Below are 25425 nucleotides of genomic sequence, written 5' to 3' on the forward strand. Positions count from 1 at the left end.
GTTGCTGCGTCCCGCTGAACGATCATGTGCGGTGCACCACAGGTAATGGAGCTCGAATCTTCCAGGTAGCCATGGCTTGCGGGACTTGCCGTTCCACTGGCAGAACGATGCCATGACCAGTCTCGACGATCTGTTCTACTTCGAAGCCGTCGTGCGGCACGGCGGATTTGCAGCCGCAAGTCGCGCGTTGCGCATCCCGAAATCCAAGCTCAGTCGGCGGGTGGCGGGACTGGAGCAACGGCTCGACGTCCGCCTCCTCGAACGCTCGGCGCGGCGCCTGGACATGACGGCAGTCGGCGAGGCGTTCTATGCCCATTGCCGCGCGGCGCTGAATGAGGTGGAGGCTGCCGAAGAGGTGGCCCAAGCCCTCCACGCCGAACCGCGGGGCCTTGTGCGCGTCGGCTGCCCACCGGGTTTCGGCGAGGAAATTCTCACCGGAGTGATGCCGGCGTTCTTTGCAGCTTTTCCGAAAGTCCGGATGCAGCTACTCGTCTCGATGGAACAAGTCGATCTCCTTGCCGAGCGCGTGGACGTAGTGATCCGGGCAAATCCCGGTCTGGATCAAAGCCGCGACCTGATCGCGCGGAGGCTGGGGCCTGTCGGCATGGTGCTGGTAGCCAGCCCGGCGTTTCTTGCCGCCCATCCGCCGGTAACGGCGCCGGCGGACCTCGCAGCGCTGCCCACCATCACCTACCCGAAGGCCGCCGATCAGGATATCTGGGAACTCTATGATCAGCAGGGCGCGCCGACGCGGGTTCGCCACGAGCCCCGGATCATCTGCAACGAATTCGCGGTCATGCGGGAGGCGGCGATCCAGGGGCTTGGCGTCGCCATGCTACCCGAAGCGCTTTCTTTCGACGCCTTTGTCGCCGGCGGGCTCAGACGGGTGCTGCCGGACTTTCATGCCGGCGACACGACGATGCACCTGCTCTTCACCTCGCGTCGCGGCATGCTTCCCGCCGTCAAAGCGCTCGTCGACCACCTGATCGCCACGCTGCCGGAAGCGATGCGTCTGAGGCGGGCGAGTCTGGCGTCCTGATCGGCTTGAGCCCTCTCGCCGGCGGACAGTGATGCGAAGTCAGTCCCTATAGGCGCGGCGCTGTACCTGCGGCGCAGCGACTACCGACGTGCGTCAGTGGTCAAAGCTGTCGTACCAGCCATCATCGTTGGCAGATGACTTCGACCGGCTCTCGAACGGGTCATGGCGGTCCTCGGGGCGCAAGGGCGGCTTCTTGCGCGGCGCTTCGATCTTGGAATTATCGGTCTGCATGGGCGTGGCCCGCTCGTGTTGGTTATCTCTCGTTCCTCTCCTCTACGCCTGTCGGCCGCCCGAATGGTGTTAGCTCCGTCACACATCAGCCGAATGCCGCACAAACTCCGGTTTTTAGGGGACAAACTTCGTGAATGCTGTTTACGCAGCGTGACATCAGCCACCAACAGGCACAGCGGCACCTGCAGCATCAACGCCAGGCGACGACCGGCGCGGGCACCAAGCCGACGGGCCCGGAAGCTGCTAGCCGAAGAGCCACGTTCCGAGAAGGCGGTGGAAGGGGAAGGTGAAGAAGCCGGCGATCAGCAGGGCCCCGACGACCATCGCCCGGGCCGCGCGCTGGTGGCGCTCGATCTGTCCCTTGCGAGCGGCGATCGCGATCAACGGTACCTGGATCATCACCCAGATCGATAGAATGTGGAGGACGCTGTAGCCGCCATCGTCAGCACCGACGATGAATAGCGTGATCAGCGCCGTGCCGAACATCAGCGCCACCCAGACGCGGCCGATAGCCTTGTGCGTGGGGCCGCCTTTCGGGCGCCAGAGCTGGATGACGGTCAGGATCAGCGCCAAAACGATCGTCAGGAGATGCGCCCAGACCAGCGAGGGCGCTTCGCTCCAATGCGGGCGGCCGCGGCCGATCGCGACGAGAACGACGCACAAGAGGCCGAGCGCGGTCAGCGACAGGCCGCGATCGAACGCGCTGGCACGCGCCGTTCCATGAACATGCATTTCCGGCGCAGTCGCGCTCATCGCCAGCCCCCGTCAGGTCACGATGCTGATGGAAATTCACGCTTCGTCGCTAGCATGGATCTGTCGGCGAGCGGAAGTCGCCCAGCGCCCTTGCGCCATCCCTGCGCCAGTTGAAGCACGCTGGTGAGCGACGTCACGCCGTCGACACGCCCTGCCCAAGGAGCGGCGAGCATGTGGAAGTAGTGATGTCCGGTGCATTAACCCGTTGCACGATGTCTTGTGAAATTCTTTGTCGAATGTAGTCATATCGCTGGCTTGCAAGCTGAAGGTCGCGGCGAGAGGGCAGTGGAATGACGGCAGGGCCGAGATCAACGCGCCGCAAGCCCTTCAGCGAGCTCGGCCTGTATCCAGGCGACCGGTCATCTCAGCTTGCCTATTGAACCGAGCATCTCCCGCTTGTTGCGGCGCTATAGGCCGCTGGAGGATCGATGACGTCGATGGAAAATGTCGTGCGGAGACGCCGGTCAGTCACGTTCATGCCTGCTTCTTCCGTCTTGGCGACGTTGCTTCTGCTGCTCGTGCCCAAAGTGATGGCCCAGCCGGTTGAGGGGCCCTGCACGATCGCGGCAAGGGATCTCGCCGTGCCGGACTGTTCGCGCTGCCACGGAGAAGGAGGGGTCGGGCGGGCCACCGACGGTTATCCGCGGCTAGCGGGCTTGAGCGCGGCGTATCTGGAAAGGCAGTTGCGACTTTTCCGCGATGGGGAGCGACAAAACAGCGAGATGGGGGAGGTCGCGCGGCAGTTGACGGACGACGCCGGCCGAGCGCTTGCGGCGTGTTATGCCGGTCTCGCCACGCCCAAGCCGGACGACTACGAAATGTTCGAGGCCTCGTTTCTCGCGACCGGCGAGCATCTCGCTTCCGTAGGTCGCTGGGCCGACAACCTTCCTGCCTGCAACCAGTGTCACGGGCCACAAGGCGTCGGTGTCGGTGAGGTGTTCCCACGACTGGCCGGCCAGCGCTTCGAGTACATCGAGAACCAATTGAGAGCGTGGCGAGAAGGCCATCGGTCGGGGGATCCGCTGAGCCTCATGGGCACCGTCGCGGTCAGGTTGGAGGAAGCCGATATACGAGCGGTCGCTGCGTATTATGCAAGCTTGCCCGTTCGAAACGTCGAGCAGGACGCGCAGCGATGAGGACCCGGGTCGGCGCCGCCGTCTTGTTTGTCGCTCTGGCGGCGGTCGTTGCCGTTCTCGCCGGCCGCTCCTGGCTACACCCCGATAACGGTTCTATGGCGGATGGCGATGCCCTGGTCAGCCACGGACGCGACATCTTCCGTCAGACGAAACGGTACGCGGCCGCGTATGTGGGAAACGATCTCTCATGCTCGAATTGCCACATCGATGCAGGCCGGCATGCCGGCGCCGCGCCCATTTCAGCCGCTTATCCCCATTTCCCGGCCTACAGCGCCCGGGACAAGCGCGACATCACCTTCGGCGAGCGTCTGCAGGAGTGCTTCGAGTTCAGTCTGAACGGCGTGGCTCCGCCAGCGGATGGCGATGTCGTGACGGCACTGACAGCCTATGCGCGTCGGCTTTCGGAGAACGCGGTCCGAGAGGCCGTCGTCCTGACGCGCGGCTTTCCCGAATTGGATGCGGCCCCGCTTCCGCCGAGCCCGGCCCGGGGCGCGGTGGTCTACGCGAACCGCTGCTCGATCTGCCACGGAGCGGATGGCGGCGGACAGGGCGCGGAAGGCACGGTGGTCTTCCCGCCGTTGTGGGGCGAGAAATCCTATAACGCGGGGGCAGGCATGGCGCGGACTGGCACCGCCGCAGCCTTCGTCGCAGCGAACATGCCGCTTGGACAGGGTGGCACGCTTCCCCCGCAGGACGCATGGGATGTCGGTGCGTTCATCAACAGCCAGACCCGACCCCCCGCACCCCAGGAGCGCACGCAGAGGATGTTGGCGCAGGAGCCGACATCCTCCTCACACGGCCGGTAACCGCTAGCCCTGCTTGGAGAGGTTCGCTTGCTGCAACTATGAGCCCCCATCCGCAGGGATCAAAGCGCACACACGATCCGACTTGCATGGAGGGGTGACCTGGACGACCCAAGATATGGAAGTCGCAGGGAGATAATGGAGGGTGATGCGGCACCGGCTCGCGGAGCCCGTGATTGCCGCCGAGACGGTCGTGTTGGCCACGATGTTCGTTGATTACCCGGTGGCGGCCTCGCAGGTGCTGTTGTGACGCCGCTCGCCATCTTCCCGCTCTCGCGCTTCGCTTCCCTGGGGTTGCCAACGCGACACCTCCGAGACGATCCAGGACGAGGCTCGGAGCGCGGCCAAGTGGCAGCGATTGCTCAGCCATGGAGGGAGCGACTTGTTCACGCTCGCCTGCCCATTGGGGACGTCCACAACCAGGTGGAGCGGCTTGCCCAAGCAGTTGGCCTCGAGCTGGCCGCGCGCTCGTGGCGGCGCGTGTCGCCAAGCCTTGCCATCATGTCGGGCGCGGTCGGGCGATCCTCTGTCGAGTAGGGGCCATACGCGCGCTATGGTCGCGTTGTCCTACCTATCGCTGCGTGGGAAGCTCGACGGTCTGGCCCACAACATCGATCGCCACCTTGCCTCGAAGCCCACGGGAGCTTCCGGCTTCGAGTAATTCATGCGCTTCGCCGACGCGGGCCAAAGGCAGCACCGCACCGATCACCGGCTTGATCAGGCCGCGTTCGACGAGGGTGGTCAGCGCGTCGAGCTTGCCGCGGTTCTGCCGGGTGAACACGAAATGGTAGGCGGCATTCCTGCCCCACGCCTCGATCAAGTTTTGTGGCTGTGCGATGTCGACGATGCTGACCACCCGTCCGGCATCTGCAAGCGCGATTGGGCTTTTCGCCAAGGTGTCGCCGCCGATCGTGTCGAATACGACGTTCACCCCGTGCCCATGCGTCAGGTCCCCCACGGCCGAGACGTAGTCATCTAAGGTGTGGTCGATGACCTCGTCTGCTCCGAGCGAACGGACGAAGTCGTGGTTGCCGGAGCGCGCCGTCGTGATGACCCGTGCACCCATCGCCTTGGCAAGCTGGATCGCCACCGTGCCCACACCGCCGGCGCCACCGTGGATCAGGATCGTTTCATGGACGGCTAGCTGGGCGCGGGTCACCAGCGCCTCCCAGATCGTACCCCCGACCAGCGTCAGGCTGGCGGCCTCCAGATGGCTGATATTGCGCGGCTTGCGAGCGACCAGATCGACATCGGCAACGTGCTGCTCCGCATATGAGCCGGGGCCGCCGAAGATTTTGGGCGTGTAGTAGACGTCGTCGCCTATCTCGAACTCACTCACGTCCGCTCCCTTCTCTTCCACGACTCCGGAAACGTCGTGGCCGATGATGGCGGGGAGCGGCACGTAATCGACATAGTCGCCACGGCGGATCTGATAGTCTAGGGGATTGATGGCGGTGGCGTGGACGCGCACCCGGACCTGTCGCGGTCCGACAGCCGGTACGGAAACATCGCGCAGCACGAACGCATCGTAGCCACCGAATTTTTCCAGGACGACTGCCTTCATGGTATCGGCCATGATCTCACCTCATCAAATCCAACTAGTGGCAGGCTCCTTGGGACCAGCCAAACAATCATTGCCGGGATCTCCTTGCGGCGATCTTCCCGAGAGCCACGGGGCGGCCGATCAGCTAGCGCCGCCACCCTCCTGTCGCTGGCGCACCACGTCCTGCCATTCCGGATGCCGTCCGATCTGGGCCTTGGCGAAGGGGCAAAGCGGCATGATGGCGATCCCTTCGCGGCGGGCGTCCTCGATCGCCTGGCGCACCAGTCGCTCGCCGATCTTGCGGCCCCGCAAGGCCGCGGGCACTTCCGTGTGGTCGATGATGATCAGGCCTTCGCCGGCGCGGCTGTAGGTCATCTCGGCCTCCACGCCGTCGGCGACGAGGCGGTAGCGTCCCTTCGACGCGCCATCCTCCCGCTCGACCGTCTCGTCGCCGCTCGAGGCCGCGGGCATGACCGTCCCGGCGTCTGGCCGGCGGATCTGCCGCGGCGCTCCCTGCGCGCATTCGAGGAGGTCGCGGTCCCATCCGCCTAAGTCGGCGGCGGCCTCGTAGGTTGAGACGAGGAACGCCATCAGCGCCTCGTCGGGATCGGCCGCCGTCCGGACGGCGTCGTAGGGCAGCATGAACTCCGACAAGCCTTCATGCCAGAATGCCGCATCGGGCTGGACCGCCGCCGCCCGGTAGCCGGCCGGGGCCGGATAGGCGTAGGCGTAGAAGGCGGGATAGTCGATGCCGTTGCCACCCGGCCAGAAACCCGCCGAGGACACCTCGCGGTCATAGGCCTCCTGCGCCACGTCGTCGGGCAGGGCGGGGATGCCCGCCGGATGGAGCGGCGCGCGCCGGCCCGAGAACCGGGTCACGGCGAGGTCGAGCGCGCCCCAGAACAGGTGGACGGGGCTGGACTTGCCAAGGAACGACGTGCGGAACCGGTTGAACACCCTGTCGACCGCCACCAGGGCCTGATGGTAGCGCTGCACGGCTTCGCGGTCGTAGGGCCGGTCGCGCTCATCCTCGGCGAAGGCAACCGGGTAGGGCACCTCGTTCGGCGAGCCGTGGAAAGTTGGCGTGCCGCCAAGCTCGGTGATCAGGCTGACGAACCTGGCGTGGAACGCCGCGACGGTCATCGGCTCGAGGTCGAACGATGCCCGCTGGCCGTTGCCGCAGGTGCCCACCACCCTGTGATCGCGCAGGTCGAACAGGATTTCGATGCCCGGGCCATCGGGAATGGGCGAGGATGCCAGTCCGCGCGGCGTCACGTAGAAGGTCGCGTTCCACGAATGGTTGAGCCATGGCGTGTGGGCGAGCCGATACTTGCCGGCGATCTGGAGGTAGAGATGCAGCGCTGAACACGTCTCGCGCCAGCTGAGGTAATCGAGGTCGGGCCACTTGGTCATGTCGGTTCTCCAGGCTCGTTCCGGTCAATCGGGAAGGGGAATGTGCTCGTTGCGGTCGTCGACGGGCAGATCGAAGCGTCCCTTGCCCCAGTTGGCGGCGCGCCATTCGGCCTTGGCGAGCTCGATGCGCTCCTGCGACGAGGCGACGAAGTTCCACCAGATGAATCGCGGTCCGTCGAAGGTCGCACCGCCGAGGATCATCATCCGGGCGCCCCGGTCGCCGGCGGCCACCGTGATGCGATCGCCGGGCCGGAACACCATCATCTGTCCGGCCTCGAATTCCTGTCCGGCGACCGAGATCGAGCCTTCGACGATGTAGATGCCGCGGTCCTCGTGGTTGTCCGGCATCGGCAGCCGGCTTCCCGGTTCGAGTCTGACGTCGGCGTAGAACGTCTCGGAGAGCATCGTTGCAGGCGCGACCTCCCCGAAGGCGTTCCCGAGAATGAGGCGAACCGAGACGCCGCGGTCTTCGATGACCGGCAGCGTCTCCTTGCCGTGATGCTCGAAGCTCGGCGCGACATCCTCGTGGCTTTCCGGCAGGGCCAGCCAGGTCTGGATGCCGAAGAGGCTGTTCGGACCGGTCCGCGCCGTCGCAGAAGTGCGCTCCGAATGGGTGACACCGCGACCGGCGACCATCCAGTTCAGGGCGCCGGGGCTGATGATCTGGTCGGCGCCGGTGCTGTCGCGGTGATGGAAGTCGCCCTTGAACAGGTAGGTGACCGTGCCGAGGCCGATATGCGGATGCGGTCGGACGTCGACGCCCTGTCCGGTCAGCAGCTCGGCCGGTCCGGCCTGGTCGAAGAAGATGAACGGCCCGACCATCTGGCGCTTCGGCGCCGGCAAGGCACGCCGGACCTCGAACCCGCCGAGGTCGCGGGAGCGCGGGACGATGAGGGTCTCGATCGCGTCGACCCCGACCTCGTCGGGGCAGCCAGGTTCGATGGCAGGGTTCCAGCTCATGCGCGTCATCCTTTCTTGTGGGATCGCCTGATCCCACCGAAGGCTCGTGCTAATCGGCAGCCGACCCCGCAGCTAGACCCACGATCCGCCAAGCTGTGTCGCAGAAAGCGGAACACCGGGATGGCGGCGCGACTGTCCATGGCTAGCGCCCGACAGCCGCGAGGCGCCGGTTGTCCCCGGGCACTCGATCAGCAGTTCGGTCGGCGATTATCGTCGCAGCTTTTCCAGGAAACCGAACGAATTCAAGTCTTCGCGGAGCGACGAGCCCGATTGGGAGCAAGAACGGCACCAGGGGGCAGGACCTGCACCGCAGCGCCTGGGAGCATCCGGTAGTTTCAAGCAGCCGACGAGCGCTTTCCCCGATATCTGGAGACCGGAATGACTTTTCGTAATGGACTTGCCTCGCTTCTTCGCCCCGAGGATTCCGTACTGGTCCTGATAGACCATCAGCCATACCAGCTGGCGAACCTGAACAGCCACGACCCGCATATGGTGGTCAACAACTCGGCCGCGCTGGCGAAGGCCGCGAAGGTCTTCGGCGTGCCCACCATCCTGACCAGCGTCGTCGCGGATCGCGGCGGTCACATCTTTCCGCAGATCACCGAATTATTTCCCGCCCAGGAGATCATAGACCGGACGCTGATCAACACCTGGGAGGATCCCAAGGTGGTCGACGTGGTCAAGGCGACCGGCCGCAAACAACTGGTCCTGGCCGGCCTGTGGACCGAGGTCTGCGTCGCGATGCCGGCGATCCAGGCGGCCGGCGAGGGCTGGGACGTGACCGTCGTCACCGATGCATCCGGCGCCGTTTCGACGGAGGCGCATGAAGTCGCCATCCATCGCATGATCGCGGCCGGCGTGAACATAATCACCTGGATGGCGCTGGCGGCGGAATGGCAGCGCGACTGGGCGCGGGCCAAGACCGCCGGGCCGCTGAACGAGGTGATGATCCAGCATGCCGCCGGCAGCGGCATCGCCTATCTGTGGGAGCAGCAACTGCTCAACACGAAGGTGCCAAGCCCGGCGGGCTGATTTGGGCAGGGTGGCGAGTCGGCGTGGAACGGTCCAGGCCCCGTACTCCAAGGCGCCGACCGGAGCTACTCAAAGGAGGCACGGATGGATTTCGAGAAGCTCATGCAGGCCAATCTTGATCTGGTGTTCGGCGAACGCGACCCCACACGGCGCATCTCGGCGATCCGGAACATCTACCATGAGAATGCGGAGCTTCACGAACCCGAGCGTTCGGCGCGGGGGCACGAAGCGATCTCACAGGCCGTGTCGGACCTTCTGCGGCATCTGCCGCCGGACTTCGTGTTCACCGCGTTGAGGCCGGCATCCGGCCACCACGGCGTCGGCCGCCTGCAGTGGCGGGCCGGCCCGGCTGGAGGTCCGATTGCGGTCACGGGTACGGACGTCGCGCATGTCGAAGGCGGGCTCATCCGAACCCTGCACGTCTTCCTCGACTAACCGGATGCGTGAAAGCAGATGAAGCGCTGAGTGGCGCTCGCGCTGTTCGCCATGTGGCCGGCCGCTGGACCTTTGCGTCCGTAGGCGGCGTCTCCGTTTTGCCGGTTCCGCGGTTCCACGCGTCGAGGTCGACCGGCACGGAAGGGCCGCCTCGTCGCATCCTCCCGAACGAGCCAGACCCGCGCATGAGATACCGGGCTGGTCTTCCCTGACCGCCACGTCGAAGGAGACGCTGAAAATGACCAAGCATTGCCTGCCTGTCGGACTGGAGATCGACGTCTCCTATCCGAACTTCCATGTCAGCCTGAGCCTGCTTTCGGCGTCGCTATTGCAGTTCGAGATCAAGGAAGGCCCATTCGCCCGGACCGAGATCGTCGTTATCGAGGTGCTTCCGCTCGGGAACGGCGTGTTCATCATGAGTTGGCGGGAAAAGGACGGCGCGACGGTCACCAACGTCCAGGACTATGACCGCGGCCTCGTCTATTCGTTCGCGACGCTGCCGATGGACAGTTCCTGCGAATGACCGGGAAGATGGTGGTCACACGGCCCGAACGTCTCAGCTTCGACGATCGGCCGCGGCGCAACAAGGCACTCGTCCTCGAGGCGATGACCTCGCTTTTCCAGCGTCACGACGCTTCGGCCGTGGAACGGCTCTACGCCCGGGACTACATCCAGCACAACCCGAATATTCCCCAAGGTCGGGACGCGTTGCAGGCGATCGTCGCCGGCCTGCCGGAACACGTCTTCTACGAGCCGGGACTGATCGTCGCCGGCGACGACCTCGTCGCCATCCACGGCCGGATTCGCGGCTGGGCGGACGAACCCCAGATCGTCGTCGACATCTTCCGGATCGAGGACGGCAGGCTGGCCGAGCACTGGGACGTCCTGCAGAACGAGGTCTCGGTCACGGTCCATGGTGGCGTCCCGATGTTCGAACCCTCAGAAGGGGGGCGTCGCGACGGGCCGGAGCCGGCGTAGTCGCGAGCCACGCTGTCCATCACCGGCTCCTGGGCCGATGCGTCCAGCGCCTCGCAGAGGTGGTCCCGCCTAGCGAGATGGTTTGGCGGCCTCGCTCAGGTGGATCGGTTTCGTTTCTACGCCGCCAGTTGCACCATTGCCTCGGGCTCGGGACCGGCCTTCCTGTCGGATTGCAACGAGGCCGCCCCCCCCCGGGGGCTACGCCCGAATCGAGGCCGACGGCCGGCGTGGTTCGTCATGGACATGCTCGGAGCCGGAATCCTAAGGTCACAGGAGACAATCCATGCGGGCTGTCATCGTTTCGAAAGCGGGAGCTGGGTCTCGGCTCGTTCTAGCCGAGCGGCCCGCGCCGGAAGCAGACGCGAATGAGGCGCTCGTAAGGGTCCGAGCGATCTCTCTGAACAACGGCGAGGTTCGCGGTGCGCTGAACGGGGCAGCGGATGGGGACCGACCTGGCTGGGATCTGGCAGGGGTCATAGAGGCGGCGCCCGAAGATTCGGTCTTCCGAGCTGGTGACCGGGTGGTGGGACTAGTCTGGAGCGGGGCATGGGCCGAGCGCGTCGCCGTGCCGCTTGATCGGTTGGCGAAGATCCCCGACGAGGTTTCGTTCGCAGCGGCCGCCACGCTGCCCGTCGCCGGACTGACAGCGGCCATCGCCCTCCGGAAGAAGCCTATCGGTCCGGGAAGTCGGGTTCTCGTAACTGCGGCGACGGGCGGTGTCGGCGTCTACGCGATCCAGCTCGCGGCCGCGACGGGCGCCCACGTGACCGCGTTCACGCGCGACGTCTCCCAAACAGATTTCCTGAGGGGACTCGGGGCTAGCGCGGTCGCGGTCGGCGTGGAAGCGGCTCAGGCTGCCGAACCCTTCGATCTGATCCTTGAGGGCGTTGCAGGTGCCTTGCTTGGCGAGGCGCTGATGTGGCTGGCACCGCGTGGCGTATGCGTCCTCTTCGGCGACGCCTCCGAGGACAAGCTGACGACGTTCGACGCTAGCCGCTTCCGCCTCGGGTCGGGCGGTGCGTTTGGAGGAACGGTGCTCTACGGCTTTTTCCTGATCGAGGAACTGACCCGGAGCGACAGGCTGGCGAGCGCATCGGACCTGCTGGCCGATCTGGCCGGGCGGCTGGCAAGCGGAAGCTTACGTCCAGTGATCGGGTGGACTGGCCCATGGCATGACGTCGACACGACGGCCAAGGCATTGCTGCGTCGAGAGTTCGTCGGCAAGGCGGTTCTTCTCCTCGACGATCAGAGTTAGACAGCTGGCCCATGGCCGCATGGCCGCGAAGCCCGAGCGTCGTTGTGATGCCAAGAGCATCAGGGCTTGCAGGTCCACGGTGCCTGCTTCCCAGCGGATCAACATCGGCAACGACAGCCCGAACGCGTTCAACCGCTTTCGAACGTTCGCTTTTGAAATGACGGTCGACTGGACCGGGTCGTGAGCTGCCGTCCGTTGGAGGTGGCTTGGCTACCTGATACCGAAAAATCCACCCTGCTACCCTGTCTCGGAACCGGGGCCACCGCACGCCCTCCGTCCCGCGCTGCTCCCCGCCCCAACCGCACCTGCTTCGAACGCAAAGCGTCGGCCGTCCTCTTGTGCCGCGATTGAACGCAAGATTGGCACCCCCGCGGCAATGTCTGCGCCGCAGCTCGCAAAAGCCTTCCCTAAGGTGGCCTCCCGACGCCGGCTCTTACGGGGCGCGCACGGCGCACGCGAACGACGGCGAGTGAGGTGCAGGGTGGTCGATACCGATCGTACAAGCGTTCAAAGCCGGAGAGCGCCCCTGTTGGGGTTCATCGTCAACCCCGTCGCGGGAATGGGCGGGAGCGTCGGCCTGAAGGGTACGGATGGGGAGGCGATCGTCCACGAGGCCATGCGTCGCGGTGCCCGTCCCACAGCAGGGGAAAGAGCCACCAAGGCGATCGTCCGGTTGAAGGCATCGTTGCCGCAAGTGAACGTCCTGACCGTCGCCGGGCCGATGGGTGAGCAGGTCGCGCGCGAGGCAGGGACGGAACCCCGCGTGCTGGATCTTTCGCACACGGGATCGCCCACTAGCGCCGATACGCGCATGGCCGCCAAATCCATGGCGGACCGGGGCGTCGACCTGATCCTCTTTGCGGGCGGCGACGGCACCGCACGCGATATACTCGGCGCGAGTGGCCGACAGGTACCGATGTTGGGGGTGCCTGCAGGCGTGAAGATGCATTCGGCCGTCTTCGGCACGACGCCCGCCAGCGCCGGTCACGTCGCCGCGCTGTTCCTGTCTGGCAGCCTGCGCGCGCAGTTGCGCGATGCCGAAATAATGGACCTGGACGAGGATGCGGTCCGTACCGGCACGGTCTCGGCGCAGCTTTATGGTTATGCGCGCAGCCCGTTCGAACGCCGCCTTGTACAGAATGCCAAGGCGGGCTCGGTCCCAGGTGAAAACGAGACACTCGACGCGGTGGCCCGGCAAGTGGCCGAGGGCATGCGGGACGGCAGGATCTACATATTGGGGCCGGGAACGACCACCCGCCGCGTGGCAGGCGCCCTTGGCATCCCGTCAACGCTATTGGGTGTCGATGCGGTCCTGGACCGCAAGGCCATTGGCCTCGATCTCAATGAGCAAGAGCTTCTGCGCATCATCGAGGGGCGTCGAGCCGAGATCCTCGTCAGCGTGCTCGGCGGGCAGGGGAGCCTGTTCGGGCGCGGCAACCAGCAGATCAGCGCTGCGGTAATCCGCCGGGTGGGACGCGACAATATCACGGTGATTTCGACTATTGAGAAGCTGATCGCTTTGCCCGCCGGCGCCCTGCAGGTCGACACCGGCGACCCCGAAGTCGACGCCATGCTGACGGGACATATCCCCGTCATCACCGGTCCTCACCGCACCGTGTTGGTCAAGGTTCGGGCCTAATAAAATCCCTCACCAAGGAGTATTCCCGATGAGAGACGTCTTAGCACATCCCTACATGGCTAATTCGGTGCCGGCAATTCAGCGAGAGATGCTGGATTCGATCGGCGTCAAGACGATCGAGGACCTGTTCGTTCAGATCCCCAAGGACCACCGCATAAGCCGCCCGCTCGACCTTCCTCCCGCCTTGAGCGAGCGAGAACTACGGCGCCATCTCATCGAGACTCTCTCGAAGAACAGGACCACGGAGGATAATCTAAGCTTCCTTGGCGCCGGCATCTGGCAACATCATGTTCCGGCGGCGGTCGACGAGATCGTCCGACGCAACGAATGGCTTACCTCCATCTATGGCGAGCCCAGTTCCGACCATGGCCTCTACCAGGCCTGGTTCGAGTTCTGCAGCCAACTTGGCGAGTTGCTGGACCTCGATCTGGTCGGCATGCCCGTGCGTAGCTGGGGCACCGCCGCAGGCCACGCCCTTCGAATGGCGGCCCGGCTGACCGGACGCAACGAGGTGGCGATCGTTCGCGCAATCGATCCGGAGCGGCTTTCGATCATCCGCAACTATTGCGAGCCGCCGGAGATGGCGAACCACATCGCCATCCGCCTCGTAAACTACGATCCAGCGACTGGGCTGATCGATCTCGGGGATCTGCGGGTCGCGGTCGGCGAGCAGACAGCAGCCGTCTATTTCGAAGTGCCGTGTTACCTTGGCGTGATCGACCATCAGGCTGCGGAGATCGCCGCCATCGCCCGCGCGGCCGGCGCCGAGACCATCGTGGGCGTCGACCCGATCTCACTGGGCGTGCTGTCCGCGCCGTCCGCCTACGGCGCCGACATTGTCGTCGGCACCATTCAGCCCCTGGGCGTCCACCTCCATGCCGGCGGCGGGGTCGGCGGTTTCATCGCGACGCGCGACGAACCTCGCTACGCCGGGGAGTATCCGACGCTGTGCATCAGTATCGCCGAGACCATCAAGCCAGGCGAGTTTGGGTTCGGGCGCGCCATGCTCCACCAGTCTTCCTACGACCAACGCGAAAAAGGCAAGGACTGGATCGGTCACTCCGTCTACCTGTGGTCGGTCGCTGCGACAGCCTACATGGCGATGATGGGGCCGCAGGGCTTCGCCGAGGTAGGTGAAATCATTCTACAGCGCGCTCACCATGCCGCGCACCGCCTTGGCGAGCTCGAGGGCGTCAGGATCAGCTTCCCCTCGGGCTTTTTCAAGGAGTTCGTCGTCAACTTCGACGAAGCCGGAAAGAGCGTCTCCGAGATCAATGACGCCCTGCGCGCCGAGGGCATATTCGGCGGCCACGACCTCTCCCTCGACTTCCCCGAACTCGGCCAGAGCGCTCTCTACTGCGTGACCGAGATCCATACCCATTCCGATATCGAGCGCCTGGCTGGCGCCCTTCAGAAGGTGATCTCGCTATGAACCTCGAACTTAAGCAGTATCAGGCCCCCGTCTGGAACGAGCCGGTCATCATGGAGATGGGATATCCCGGTCGCCGCGGCGTGCTCTTTCCGCCCGCGGAACCCGAGATCCGGCGGCGTGTCGGCGACGTGTCGGACTTGATCCCGTCCGGCATGCGCAGGCAGCACAAACCGGCCTTGCCCGAAATGTCGGAGCCCGAAGTTCTCTACCATTATCTGCGTCTCTCTCAGCAGACACTGGGCATGATGGGCATTAGCCTCTTCGGCACCTGCACCATGAAGTACAACCCCCAGATTAACGAGCAGATGGCCTGGCGTCCCGAGATCACGGAACTCCACCCCCTGCAGCATGAAGACACGATGCAGGGCGCACTTGAGATCGTGCACAACATGGATCTGATGCTACGCGAACTGTCGGGGATGGACCAGTTCGTGTTCCAGGCGGGGGGCGGGTCCGAGGCGGCCTATTTGAACTGCGCGGTGACACGCGCCTATCACGCGTCAAGGGGCGAGCTGGAACAGCGCGACGAAGTCATCGTGACGATCCAGACCCACCCCTGCAATCCGGCCACCGCCGCGGCGGCCGGTTTCAAGGTCATTACCCTGATGCTCGACGAGAACGGCTACCCGTCGCTCGACGCGCTGAAGGCGGTGGTGTCCAACCGCACCGCCGCAATCATGGTCAACAACCCCGATGACATGGGCGTCTACAATCCCGACATGAAGGAATGGGTGCGCATCGTTCACGAAGCGGGCGGTCTGGCCTTCTACGACGCCGCGAACTTCAACGGCACCATGTCGAAACTCCGAGCTCGCGAGCTCGGATTTGACGCTTGCATGTTCATGCTGCACAAAACCTTCGGCGCGCCGAAGACCGGTGTCGGCGGACCGGCGACCGGCGCCTATGGGTGCTCGGCTGAACTCGCGCCCTTCCTTCCATCCCCTCTAGTGGTGCGTGATGGAGACCGCTATCGCCTCGACGCTGACCGACCGCAGAGCGTCGGCAAGATCCGGGAATTCCTGGGCAACGTTCAGGTGGTCCTGAAGGCCTACGCGTGGACCCGCTCTATGGGCGCCGACGGTGTTTCCCAGGCCTCCGACATTTCGGTCATGTCCAACAACTACATGGAGAAGGGGCTGCTCGCGATCAGGGGCGTGACCCGCTCCCATCCTGAGCAGACGACCCCCAGAATGGAGATGACGCGTTACTCGTTCCAGACGATGAAGGAGGAGACGGGCGTCGACATCCACGACGTTCAGAACCGGATGACAGACTTTGGGATTGATCCGTTGTGGGCAAGCCACGAACCTTGGCTCCTGCCCGAACCCTTCACGCCCGAAGCCGGCGAGATGTACGGCAAGGAGGCGCTGGACCAATGGATCGCTGTGCTTAGCCGCATCTCCGACGAGGCCTACAGCAATCCGGAGCTCGTCAAGACTTCGCCCCATAACCAGGCAATCCACCGTCTGAAGCTAGGCATGATCGACGATCCTTCCAAACGAGCCATGACGTGGCGCGCGTTCCAAAAGAAGCGGGTGCAGGCGGAAGGCATCGAACAAAGCCGAAGGACCGAACCTTCTCGTCGCAGCGCTTGAGAGGAAGGCGCGGAACGCATCTTCAGCGTGGCGGGAGCGAGGAGCAGCTTCGACCTCCTGGAGTTGCTGCGGATTCCAGCGTCGAACTGATGCTGACCCGTCATGAGCAGGCCGCCTTCATGGCGGCCTCGCATGGGCGGCTGGTGGGCGAGCCCGGCGGCTGCCTTTCGTCGCTTGGCCCCGCCGCGATCAACCTTTCGCTGGGGGCTATGCGCACCGGCGCACGCACCGGCGGGGATGCCGGGCGTGATCAGAATTGTGGGTCCACCGCGTCGAGCGGCGCGCAGACGCCGAAATCCTGATGAACCGCTGGAAAGCTCGATCCGGCGTTCGGGGATGAAGTCGGGAACGCCGCTCGCCGCGGCGGCGATGTTGGCGTAAAGCCGGGCCTTCTGTCCTTCGTCGAACGGCAGGAACCGCCCTTGGCTGGCTGAAATCGACGCTCTCCTCGTGATCGAACCGGGCAGCCGGACCTTCGATGCGCAGCGGTGGCTCACGGAAAAGCGGTCAGCCACCGGGCCGCCGAAGCTGTTCGGCTCGTAACAGGCATCGACATCGGGCGGTTGCCGAAGAAGCGCATGGCGCCGTCCTTGATAGTGATGGAGCTGCAGGCGCCGCGCGGCGATCCATGCTGCGAGGATGCCGATCTGCGCTTCGATGGCGGATATCCGATCGGCAGAAGGAAGCCCGTCAGCAGGCCTTGATTGCGGCTTCGATCGCAATTGCCTGCCTGTCGATCTCAGCCATCGTCGGGTTCTTCGAATGCACGATCATCCGCATGTAGAGAGAAGATATCAGGAGATCGAGCGCAAGCTCCCTGTCGAGCGCAGGTCGCAGCTCATCGCGGGCAACGGCGCGATCGAGCATCTGTTTTCCAAACTCCCGACGTGCGGCGGTCAGGCTGTCCAGCATCTCCGACACTTCGGGTGTCCTCATGCGCTCGGCAACGACATCCGGAATAATCTTGCGGATCAACGGATGCCGGAACGCCACCCGCGTCGCACGAAGATAAGCGCTGATATCGGCACCTAGCGAGCCGTGGTCACTAAAGTCAGACAGGTTGATTCCGACGCTTTGTACCGCGTCGCGGACAAACTCCCGTTTTGACGGCCATCGGCGGTAGATGGCCGCCTTGCCGGCGCCCGCCCGTGCCGCCACGCGCTCCAGGCTCAGCGCCGCGTAGCCCGACTGTGCCCACTCTTCGAACAACGCCCTGAACAGGGCCGTCGTCAGCTCGGGCCGGATGACCGCCGCCCCACTCGGCTTCCGCTTTTTTTCACGGTCGATACTCTTGCGTTCCATCCAGATGCCCTCCATTATGGTCGAGACGGTACCGTTTCGACCGTCACCTTGAAAGGGACTGGAACGTCGCTCCACCGGTATTTTTGGATGGTAGCGGCTGGCGGGAGACGAGGGTCGCCTCGGTGCCCTTCGCGCGCAACCTGGATGCAAATGCCTGCTTTATCCAATCGAGCGCGCGCCGAGCGATCTGCGGCGATCGAAGCGTGCGACCGGCACGGATTAGGGGGCTACACGAGAAGCGTAGGAGACACAGGATGACGGTGCCGGCCTATCCCTCTTTTACCCAGTGGCACAGCAACGGCCGACATGCGCCCTACTTGCGCTCGCTGAAATCCGCAGGCGGAATTCTCGACCTTCTCAAGGTCCAGCGCCCAGCCGGAGACATGTCCCGCCCGGCCCTGCCGGACATCGTCCTGATGGAGGACATGCTTGGGTGCCGGCGTGTCAGGGGAGACCTGGGGGGAGGGCGCTTCGATGTGGCCACCGGAAAAGGCGCCCTCGCCGTCGCTGCGCCGAATTTCGCGACGACGGTGATCAACGAAGAAAGCCATCTGCTTCGCAGCCTGGCGTTTCCTCTGGCGCACTGGCAGGACGTGCTCGACGAGGCGGCCGACGGCCGGTTCTCGTTCGAAACCTCCTGCATCTACGGCCGTGTGTTCGTCTCGTCGACGATCCGCTCGGCGTTCCGCAACCTGTGGGCTATCTGTGAGGACGAGGGAGCGCCCTCGCGTCTGCTGGCGCGGGCCGCAGGCTGCGAGATTCTGGCCGAACTCTCGCGGTTGGGCGGAGCGGCGTTCCGGCCAGTCAGCGGCGGCCTTGCCCCGTGGGCAGAGAGGCGCTGCATGGAGCTCATGCGGGCGCGACTTTCGGAAGACATCAGCCTCGACGAGCTGGCCGCCGAGGCGCGACTGTCTCCATTCCATTTCGCGCGCATGTTCAAGCAGAGTGTCGGCGTGCCGCCAAGGCTTTATCTGACACAACTGAGACTGGAGAAGGCCTGCGAACTCCTGGAGACGACGGACCTTCCGGTCACGGAGATCGCGCAGGAGGTGGGATATTCATCGAACCAGGTCCTCGCCCGGGTGTTCGGCAAGCATCGACGCATGAGCCCGACCGACTATCGCCGGGCGGCCCGCGGCCCGGTACCTTCCTTCGCGCGGCAATGACTTCTGGTGGCGGCGCCGTGCGGTCCGCAGATGGCCGATCAGGTCCGCGCGTCAATTGCGACAGCCAGGCGGGCCAGCATCCCCGCGTCAACCTCTTCGAGGTCGCATATCGCAGCTGATCACGGGGGCACCGTTCCGGATCAATGCCTGCGGTGGCCAGTTCACTAGACAGCACGGAATTTCGCGAGCATGGCTGGCGGAAAGGCGGTTAGAACTCGGTCTTCTTGCGTTGCGTGCCGCTGCTTTGCGTGACGACAGTATGAGGCGAGTGATGTCGCTGCGATCCGAGCAACGCCTGGTATCGACGTCCCTGCCCACCCACGGGCAGTTGACCCTGATGTTCGCGATCGTCGTCGTGCTGATCGTCGTGCTTGGCGCCACCGCGCCGCTGGCAAGTCATCCGACATCCGGCACGGAAGGCTTTCTGTCTGCCTATGCGGGAGCCGTCTGCGTGATCGAGATCACGACGGCGATACTCCTGCTCGCGACCTTCCGCGTGCAGCGTTCGATAGGCTTGCTTTTCCTCAGCTTCGGATACCTCCTTTCCGGAGCCCTCCTGCCGCCGTGGGCCCTTACCTTTCCCGGCATCTTCGACGTGGTTGGCTCCAACGAGAACCTTCAGGCTACGGCATGGATCGCGGCGATCCGGCGTATCGGATTCGCCCTGGCCGTTCTGGGTTTCGCTGTCGGCAATCCCGAGCGGAAGGCCGCCTCTCCACGCCGTTGGATGGCCTGGAGCCTCGCGGCCGTGACCGCCTGCCTCGCGGCCAGCCTCTGGATCGCGTTGCACAAAGCCGACGGACTGCCATCCCTGATGGCCGACGAACGGGTTCCCGCCGGGGGATGGGATTACGTGCCGCCGACGACGATCGCTCTCTATGTCCTGGGCATCCTCCTGCTGCTTCGCCGTCGGCACTCGGCACTCGATATCTGGATGGCGGTGGTCCTGTTCTCGTTGCTGGGGGAGATTCTCCTGCTGTCCTATTGGGCGGAGGGCGTCCGACTGAGCGTCGGCTGGTGGTCCGGGCGGATCATCGGCCTGGTCGCGGCGGCGATCATCCTCGTGGTGCTGCTGGCAGAGACCGCCGGGAACTACGTTCGCCTGGCGGAAGCGGCGGCTCTCGATCTGCGCTCCCGGCGCAATCGGATGACTGCGATGGAAGCGCTTTCGGCCTCGATCGCCCACGAGATAAACCAGCCTCTATCCAGCATCGTGACGAACGCGGATGCGGGGCTTCGATGGCTGAAGCGCGAGAACCCGGACATGGCGCAGGCGGCGGCGGCCTTGTCGCGTATCGTCGAGGACGGGCATCGGGCCGGCAAGGTCGTCTCCGGCATCCGGACGATGTTCCTGAAAGGAGTGCAGGAACGAGCCGCGGTCGACGTGCGGCGCGTGATCGACGACGCGGTTTCGCACTGCCAGTCGGAGTCCGTCCGCCCGATCGACATCAGGCGTGTCTATCCGGCGGAGGGCATCGAGGTGAACTGCAACGCCCTGCAAATCCTTCAGGTCTGCATCAACCTCATCGAGAACGCCGCCGATGGGAGCAACGGCGCGCGCGAGGCCGACAGGTGCCTGACGATATCCGTGCGACGCCGCGAGCCGGGCGAGGTTGAGATCGCTTTCGCCGACAACGGCCCGGGCGTTCCGGCCGCCCTCTCAGACAGGGTGTTCGAGCCGTTTTTCTCCACCAAGACGGACGGCATGGGCATGGGGCTGATGTTCTGCCGAAGCGTCGCCGAGGCCCATGGTGGAAGACTATGGCTCTCGTCGAACCAGCCCCGGGGGGCCATCTTCCATCTGACGCTTCCCGCCCCCAACTCCGCCACCGCGGTCTCCGGGAGACAGGCCGATGACTGACGACGCGACGATCTACGTGGTCGACGACGATGCCGGTATCCGTTCTTCGCTGGAAAGCCTGCTGACCTCGGTGGGTTACAGCGTCCGTAGCTTCGAGTCTGTGGAGGCGTTCTCGCGGGCTCCCGTCGACGCCTCGGCCGCCTGCCTGATCCTTGACGTCCGGCTGAAGGGGCGGAGCGGACTGGAGCTTCAGCGGGAACTGGTGCGCAGCGCGCCGGACGTGCCGATCATCTTCATCACGGGACATGGTGACGTGCCGATGTCCGTCGCAGCCATGAAAGCCGGCGCGATGGAATTCCTGACCAAGCCGTTTCGGGAACAGGACATCCTTGATGCCGTCAATGCCGGTCTCGAGCGGTCGAGGGAACGCCGCGACCAGGAGCAGGCCTCGGCGGCATTCCGGGAACGCCTTGGCACCCTCAGCCCCCGGGAGCGGGAAGTCATGGAACTCCTGGCGACGGGACTGATGAACAAGCAGGTCGCCCATCAGCTCGGGCTCAGCGAGGTGACGGTCAAGGTTCATCGAGCGCAGGTCATGCAGAAGCTGCAAGCTCGTAGCTTTGCGGATCTTGTGCGGCTGGCGGATCGCGCCGCCGATCTCTGATCCGCGCGGAGACAACGTCCAACCGCGGAACGACCGGCCGGGTTACCGGAAGGTACAATTCGGCGATCCGAACGAACAATAGCGGCGGACCGGAAGCGGCCGCTAAAGTCTTGGCATTCGACGGGACCGCAAGCGCGACGTTGAAGCCGGTTGGACGAGCACGAGCCGTCCGCAGGCAAGCATGTTCGATCAAACCAATCCGCCCTGGCGCGGCTGCTGGGCCACGTCCACGCGAGCTGCCGCAAGGGCGCAAGGAGGGAAGATGGCGACCGCGACCGCGACCCCGAGCAAGACGCTTCTGGACCCGACCAACCATACGCTGATCATGATCGACTTCCAGTCGCAGATGGCTTTCGCGACCAAGTCGATCGACGCGGTTCTGCTGCGCAACAACGCCGCGCTGGTCGCGCATGGCGCATCCGGGTTCAAGGTTCCGACCATCCTCACCACGGTCGCGGAAAAGAGCTTTTCCGGGCCGATGTTCTCGGAAATCGTCGACGCCTATCCCGGTCAGGCGATGCTCGATCGCACGTCGATGAACACATGGGAGGATGCTCCCGTGATCGCCAGGGTCAACGAGATCGGGCGTGGCCGGATTGTTCTCGCCGGGCTTTGGACCGGGGTGTGCATCGTCGGCCCCGCGCTTTCCGCCCTCGATCAGGGCTTCGAGGTCTACTTCATCTCCGACGCCTGCGGTGACGTCTCCAGCGAGGCCCATGAACGCGCCGTGACGCGCATGGTCGAAGCCGGAGCCGTCCCCATGACCTCTCTCCAGTATCTGCTGGAGCTCCAGCGCGACTGGGCAAGATCGGAAACCTACGACCTCACCACCGGCATCGCGAAGAAGTTTGGCGGCTCCTACGGCCTCGGCATCATCTACGCCAAGACGATGTTCGGCGCCTCCGAAGGCCACTGAGGGAGCCCGACATGGCAACCCGGGAAGGAGAGCACGACCGCCTGATCCTGCCCACCCGCAGGACGGTCATGGAGCTCGGCGCGGCGGCGCTTGCCGCCTCCCTGGCCCTTCCGAGGCTGGCCGGAGCCACAGAAACAGTGACCGCAGAAGGAGCCATGACCATGGCCTATGTCACCACCTCGGACGGTGTGGAAATCTTCTACAAGGACTGGGGTCCAAAGGATGCCCAGCCGATCGTCTTCCATCACGGGTGGCCGCTCTCGAGCGACGACTGGGATGCGCAGATGCTGTTCTTTCTGAGCAACGGCTACCGCGTCGTCGCCCACGATCGCCGCGGTCACGGACGCTCCGCGCAGGTCAGCGATGGCCACGACATGGACCACTATGCCGCGGACGCCTTTGCGGTCGCAGAGCATCTCGACCTGCGGAACGCCGTCCACATCGGTCATTCGACCGGAGGCGGGGAGGTGGCACGTTATGTCGCCAGGCACGGACAGCCGAGCGGCCGCGTCGCCAAGGCGGTGCTGTTGAGTGCGGTGCCGCCGCTGATGCTGAAGACCGAGGCGAACCCCGAGGGGCTTCCCATCGAGGTGTTCAACGGGTTTCGGGAGGGAACCGCGAACAACCGGGCTCAGATCTTCCTCGATGTCGCCGCCGGCCCCTTCTACGGCTTCAACCGGGAGGGCGCCGAGGTCTCCCAGGGCGTGGTGCAGAATTGGTGGCGGCAGGGGATGATGGGCAGCGCCAAGGCCCATTATGACGGCATCAAAGCCTTCTCCGAAACCGACCAGACGGAGGACCTCAGGGCGATCGATGTCCCGACGCTGGTCATGCACGGTGACGACGACCAGATCGTTCCGATCGCGGATGCGGCCCTGAAGTCAATCAAGCTTCTCAAGAACGGCACCCTCAAGGTCTACGCCGGCTATCCGCACGGCATGCTCACCACTCACGCTCAGGTGCTCAACCCGGACCTGTTGGCGTTCGTGAAGGGCTAAGTCCTCACAGAGGCGTTCCACGGCGTTCCGCGGCGGTGTCGGCGGAGCGGCCACGGCGATTTCACAAAGACGACGTCGAAGCCACGGGACCCCGGACATGAAGCTGTACCTCGCATCGCTGGGCGCAGGAGTCCTCGTCGGCGTCGTCTACAGCCTCCTCGCCGTACGGTCTCCCGCGCCGCCGGTGGTGGCGCTGATCGGACTGCTCGGCATCCTACTCGGCGAGCAGATCGTGCCGGTCGCGCGGCAGATGATCGTCGGATGCGGATTTCGCCAAGCGGTCGATCAGGCTGGCTGCCGCGGCCACGTGTTCGGCGAACTTCCCGGCACGGCCATCAAGCAGGAATCCCAAATCCCGAACGCAGAATGAGGGTGCTCAAATGACCACGCGTCGCGACGTCATGATCGGTATGGCCGCGGCGGCGGCAGGGCCCCTCACTGCCCTAACAGCAGGAGCGCAGGGCATGGACCAGTATGCGGATCTTGTGCTTCGCGGCGGCAAGGTCACGACACTTGACCGCTCGAATCCCCAAGCCAGCGCGATCGCGATACGAGAGGGGCGGTTCCTCCATGTCGGTGCGGACGACGAGGTCATGGCGCTGGCCGGGTCCCAAACGCCGACGGTCGACCTCGGCGGCCGCCGCGTCGTGCCCGGGTTGATCGACAGCCACATGCACATCATCCGGGGCGGGCTGAACTACAACATGGAACTGCGTTGGGACGGCGTCCGCTCGCTCGCCCAGGCGATGGAGATGCTGAAACGCCAGGTCGCCAGCACACCGCCGCCGCAATGGGTTCGCGTCGTCGGTGGTTTCACCGAGCACCAGTTCGCAGAGAAACGGCTGCCGACACTCGACGAGATCAACGCGGTGGCGCCGGACACGCCGGTCTTCATCCTGCACCTTTATGACCGGGCCCTCCTGAACGGCGCGGCCCTGCGGGTCGTCGGCTACACCCGTGATACGCCCAATCCTCCGGGAGGCGAGATCGTCCGCGACGGCGCCGGCAACCCCACCGGCCTCCTGCTGGCCCAGCCCAACGCGACCATCCTGTACTCGACGCTGGCGCAGGGACCCAGGCTGCCGAAGGAGTATCAGAAGAATTCAACGCAGCACTTCATGCGCGAGGTGAACCGTCTCGGGGTCACCGGCGTGATCGACGCCGGGGGCGGCTTCCAGAACTATCCGGACGACTACGCCATCATCGACGAACTGCACCGAGAGAACCTCCTCACGGTGCGCATCGCCTACAACCTGTTCACGCAGAAGCCGAAGGACGAACTGGCGGATTTCGCTCAGTGGTCCAAACAGGTCGTGCCGGGTCAGGGAGACGATTTCTACCGGGCGAATGGCGCCGGCGAGATGCTGGTGTATTCCGCCGCGGACTTCGAGGACTTCCGCGTCGAGCGGCCGGACATGCCGCCCAGCATGGAGGCTGACCTCGAGCCGGTCATCCGGCTTCTGGCCGAGAACCGCTGGCCCTGGCGTCTCCACGCGACCTACGACGAGACGATCTCCCGTGCGCTGGACGTCTACGAGAACGTCGCCCGCGACGTGCCGTTCGAGGGCCTCAACTGGTTCTTCGACCACGCGGAAACCATCAGCGACCGAAACATCGAGCGTGTGGCAAAGCTCGGCGGCGGCATCGCCGTCCAGCACCGCATGGCTTTCCAGGGGGAATATTTCGTCGAGCGCTACGGAGAGCAGGCCGCAGAACACTCGCCGCCCGTCGCCCGCATGCTCGAGATGGGGGTTCGTGTGGGTGCGGGCACCGACGCGACCCGCGTCGCTTCTTACAACCCGTGGGTATCTCTGGCCTGGCTTGTAACCGGCAGGACGTTGGGGGGGCTGACGCTCTACCCGTCCGCCAACCGCCTCGACCGCGAGACGGCTCTTCGCCTGTGGACACACGAGAACACCTGGTTCTCGGGGGAAGTCGGGAAGAAGGGCCAGATCGCCGCCGGGCAGTTGGCCGATCTTGCGGTGCTGAGCGACGACTACTTCTCAGTCCCCGAGGAGCGCATCCAGGACGTTGCGTCCGTCCTGACCATTCTTGGCGGGCGCCCCGTTCATGGTGCCGACGAGTTCGCCGACCTGGCTCCCGACCTGCCGCCCCCGATGCCCGACTGGTCGCCTGTGGCAACCTTCGGGGGCTACCAGCAGCGCCGTGCCTCGCTCGGGACGAAATACGCCCAGATGGCGACAGGTTGCGGATGCGCGAGCCTCTGCTCCCTGCATGGACACGCCCACGCGGCTGCTTGGGGAGCATCCGTCCCGGTCGCGGACAATCGAAGCTTCTGGGGCGCACTCGGCTGCGCCTGCTGGGCGGTCTGAC

The 25425-nt window shown here is 64.9% G+C and carries 24 protein-coding genes and 1 pseudogene; 19 read left to right on the top strand and 6 right to left on the bottom strand.

Annotated elements, in window-relative coordinates:
* Positions 1-112 precede the first annotated feature (112 nt).
* Positions 113-1039 (top strand): LysR substrate-binding domain-containing protein, encoded by a 927-nt coding sequence (locus GGR03_RS01685; protein ID WP_183205749.1) that lies wholly within the window; start codon positions 113-115, stop codon positions 1037-1039.
* Positions 1040-1132: 93 nt separating this feature from the next.
* On the opposite strand, the gene GGR03_RS01690 is transcribed toward GGR03_RS01685, so the two are convergent.
* Together GGR03_RS01690 and GGR03_RS01695 are read right to left on the bottom strand one after the other, a co-directional pair.
* Positions 1133-1270 (bottom strand): hypothetical protein, encoded by a 138-nt coding sequence (locus tag GGR03_RS01690; RefSeq protein ID WP_183205751.1) that lies wholly within the window; start codon positions 1268-1270, stop codon positions 1133-1135.
* Positions 1271-1513: 243 nt separating this feature from the next.
* Positions 1514-2023 carry a DUF2306 domain-containing protein gene (locus GGR03_RS01695; protein WP_210291974.1) on the bottom strand — a complete coding sequence of 170 codons (510 nt, stop codon included), beginning with the start codon at positions 2021-2023 and terminating at the stop codon, positions 1514-1516.
* Between the two features lie 428 nt (positions 2024-2451).
* Between GGR03_RS01695 and GGR03_RS01700 the strand changes: the two genes are divergently transcribed.
* Positions 2452-3159, top strand: coding sequence for a c-type cytochrome (locus GGR03_RS01700; RefSeq protein WP_183205753.1), 708 nt, complete (start codon positions 2452-2454; stop codon positions 3157-3159).
* Positions 3156-3965, top strand: a complete 810-nt coding sequence (locus tag GGR03_RS01705; RefSeq protein ID WP_183205756.1) for a c-type cytochrome — start codon at positions 3156-3158, stop codon at positions 3963-3965. The genes GGR03_RS01700 and GGR03_RS01705 overlap by 4 nt, the downstream gene beginning before the upstream one ends.
* A 568-nt stretch (positions 3966-4533) precedes the next feature.
* Here the strand turns inward: GGR03_RS01705 and GGR03_RS01710 are convergent.
* The 3 genes from GGR03_RS01710 to GGR03_RS01720 all read right to left on the bottom strand — a co-directional run bounded on the left by GGR03_RS01710 (position 4534) and on the right by GGR03_RS01720 (position 7878).
* Positions 4534-5538 (bottom strand): zinc-dependent alcohol dehydrogenase family protein, encoded by a 1005-nt coding sequence (locus GGR03_RS01710; protein ID WP_183205758.1) that lies wholly within the window; start codon positions 5536-5538, stop codon positions 4534-4536.
* Positions 5539-5646: 108 nt separating this feature from the next.
* The gene (locus tag GGR03_RS01715) at positions 5647-6918 is read right to left on the bottom strand and encodes a DUF5996 family protein (protein ID WP_183205760.1); all 1272 of its coding nucleotides are present in this window, start codon (positions 6916-6918) and stop codon (positions 5647-5649) included.
* Positions 6919-6942: 24 nt separating this feature from the next.
* On the bottom strand, positions 6943-7878 hold the full coding sequence (locus GGR03_RS01720) for a pirin family protein (RefSeq protein ID WP_183205762.1): 936 nt from the start codon (positions 7876-7878) through the stop codon (positions 6943-6945).
* 378 nt (positions 7879-8256) lie between these two features.
* Here GGR03_RS01720 and GGR03_RS01725 point away from each other — a divergent pair, with 378 nt between their 5' ends.
* The 9 genes and pseudogenes from GGR03_RS01725 to GGR03_RS24150 form a co-directional block, all read left to right on the top strand.
* Positions 8257-8910: a hydrolase gene (locus tag GGR03_RS01725; RefSeq protein ID WP_183205764.1), complete on the top strand. Its 654-nt coding sequence runs from the start codon at positions 8257-8259 to the stop codon at positions 8908-8910.
* A gap of 84 nt (positions 8911-8994) precedes the next feature.
* The gene (locus GGR03_RS01730) at positions 8995-9345 is read left to right on the top strand and encodes a nuclear transport factor 2 family protein (RefSeq protein WP_183205766.1); all 351 of its coding nucleotides are present in this window, start codon (positions 8995-8997) and stop codon (positions 9343-9345) included.
* Positions 9346-9583: 238 nt separating this feature from the next.
* Positions 9584-9868: a MoaF-related domain-containing protein gene (locus GGR03_RS01735; protein ID WP_183205768.1), complete on the top strand. Its 285-nt coding sequence runs from the start codon at positions 9584-9586 to the stop codon at positions 9866-9868.
* Positions 9865-10323: a nuclear transport factor 2 family protein gene (locus GGR03_RS01740; RefSeq protein WP_210291975.1), complete on the top strand. Its 459-nt coding sequence runs from the start codon at positions 9865-9867 to the stop codon at positions 10321-10323. Before GGR03_RS01735 ends, GGR03_RS01740 begins: the two co-directional genes overlap by 4 nt.
* A gap of 283 nt (positions 10324-10606) precedes the next feature.
* Complete coding sequence (locus GGR03_RS01745; protein ID WP_183205770.1) at positions 10607-11578, top strand: zinc-binding dehydrogenase; 972 nt, start codon at positions 10607-10609, stop codon at positions 11576-11578.
* Between the two features lie 529 nt (positions 11579-12107).
* On the top strand, positions 12108-13217 hold the full coding sequence (locus GGR03_RS01750; RefSeq protein WP_210291976.1) for an ATP-NAD kinase family protein: 1110 nt from the start codon (positions 12108-12110) through the stop codon (positions 13215-13217).
* Positions 13218-13272: 55 nt separating this feature from the next.
* Positions 13273-14649, top strand: a complete 1377-nt coding sequence (gene gcvPA / locus GGR03_RS01755) for an aminomethyl-transferring glycine dehydrogenase subunit GcvPA (protein WP_210291977.1) — start codon at positions 13273-13275, stop codon at positions 14647-14649.
* Entirely contained in the window at positions 14646-16244 is a 1599-nt protein-coding gene (gene gcvPB / locus GGR03_RS01760; protein WP_183205776.1) for an aminomethyl-transferring glycine dehydrogenase subunit GcvPB, read from the top strand. The genes gcvPA and gcvPB overlap by 4 nt, the downstream gene beginning before the upstream one ends.
* A pseudogene (locus GGR03_RS24150) lies at positions 16213-16453 on the top strand (thiamine pyrophosphate-binding protein); the annotation flags it as partial. The gene gcvPB and the pseudogene GGR03_RS24150, both read left to right, overlap by 32 nt.
* Positions 16454-16934: 481 nt before the next feature.
* On the opposite strand, the gene GGR03_RS01770 reads toward GGR03_RS24150, so the two are convergent.
* On the bottom strand, positions 16935-17546 hold the full coding sequence (locus tag GGR03_RS01770) for a TetR-like C-terminal domain-containing protein (protein ID WP_183205780.1): 612 nt from the start codon (positions 17544-17546) through the stop codon (positions 16935-16937).
* Positions 17547-17668: 122 nt separating this feature from the next.
* On the opposite strand from GGR03_RS01770, the gene GGR03_RS01775 reads away from it, so the two are divergent.
* The 7 genes from GGR03_RS01775 to GGR03_RS01805 all read left to right on the top strand — a co-directional run bounded on the left by GGR03_RS01775 (position 17669) and on the right by GGR03_RS01805 (position 25424).
* Complete coding sequence (locus GGR03_RS01775) at positions 17669-18712, top strand: helix-turn-helix domain-containing protein (RefSeq protein WP_252920120.1); 1044 nt, start codon at positions 17669-17671, stop codon at positions 18710-18712.
* A gap of 271 nt (positions 18713-18983) precedes the next feature.
* Positions 18984-20573: an MASE4 domain-containing protein gene (locus tag GGR03_RS01780; RefSeq protein ID WP_183205782.1), complete on the top strand. Its 1590-nt coding sequence runs from the start codon at positions 18984-18986 to the stop codon at positions 20571-20573.
* Positions 20566-21177, top strand: a complete 612-nt coding sequence (locus GGR03_RS01785) for a response regulator transcription factor (protein ID WP_183205784.1) — start codon at positions 20566-20568, stop codon at positions 21175-21177. Before GGR03_RS01780 ends, GGR03_RS01785 begins: the two co-directional genes overlap by 8 nt.
* A gap of 262 nt (positions 21178-21439) precedes the next feature.
* Entirely contained in the window at positions 21440-22093 is a 654-nt protein-coding gene (locus GGR03_RS01790) for a hydrolase (RefSeq protein ID WP_183205786.1), read from the top strand.
* Between the two features lie 68 nt (positions 22094-22161).
* Complete coding sequence (locus tag GGR03_RS01795; protein ID WP_183205788.1) at positions 22162-23091, top strand: alpha/beta fold hydrolase; 930 nt, start codon at positions 22162-22164, stop codon at positions 23089-23091.
* 97 nt (positions 23092-23188) lie between these two features.
* Positions 23189-23461 carry a DUF1427 family protein gene (locus GGR03_RS01800; protein WP_183205790.1) on the top strand — a complete coding sequence of 91 codons (273 nt, stop codon included), beginning with the start codon at positions 23189-23191 and terminating at the stop codon, positions 23459-23461.
* 10 nt (positions 23462-23471) lie between these two features.
* Entirely contained in the window at positions 23472-25424 is a 1953-nt protein-coding gene (locus tag GGR03_RS01805; RefSeq protein ID WP_183205792.1) for an amidohydrolase, read from the top strand.
* Position 25425 lies beyond the last annotated feature (1 nt).

Origin of the sequence: Aurantimonas endophytica (genome assembly GCF_014196845.1) — a bacterium.
GTDB classification, from domain to species: Bacteria; Pseudomonadota; Alphaproteobacteria; order Rhizobiales; family Rhizobiaceae; genus Aurantimonas; species Aurantimonas endophytica.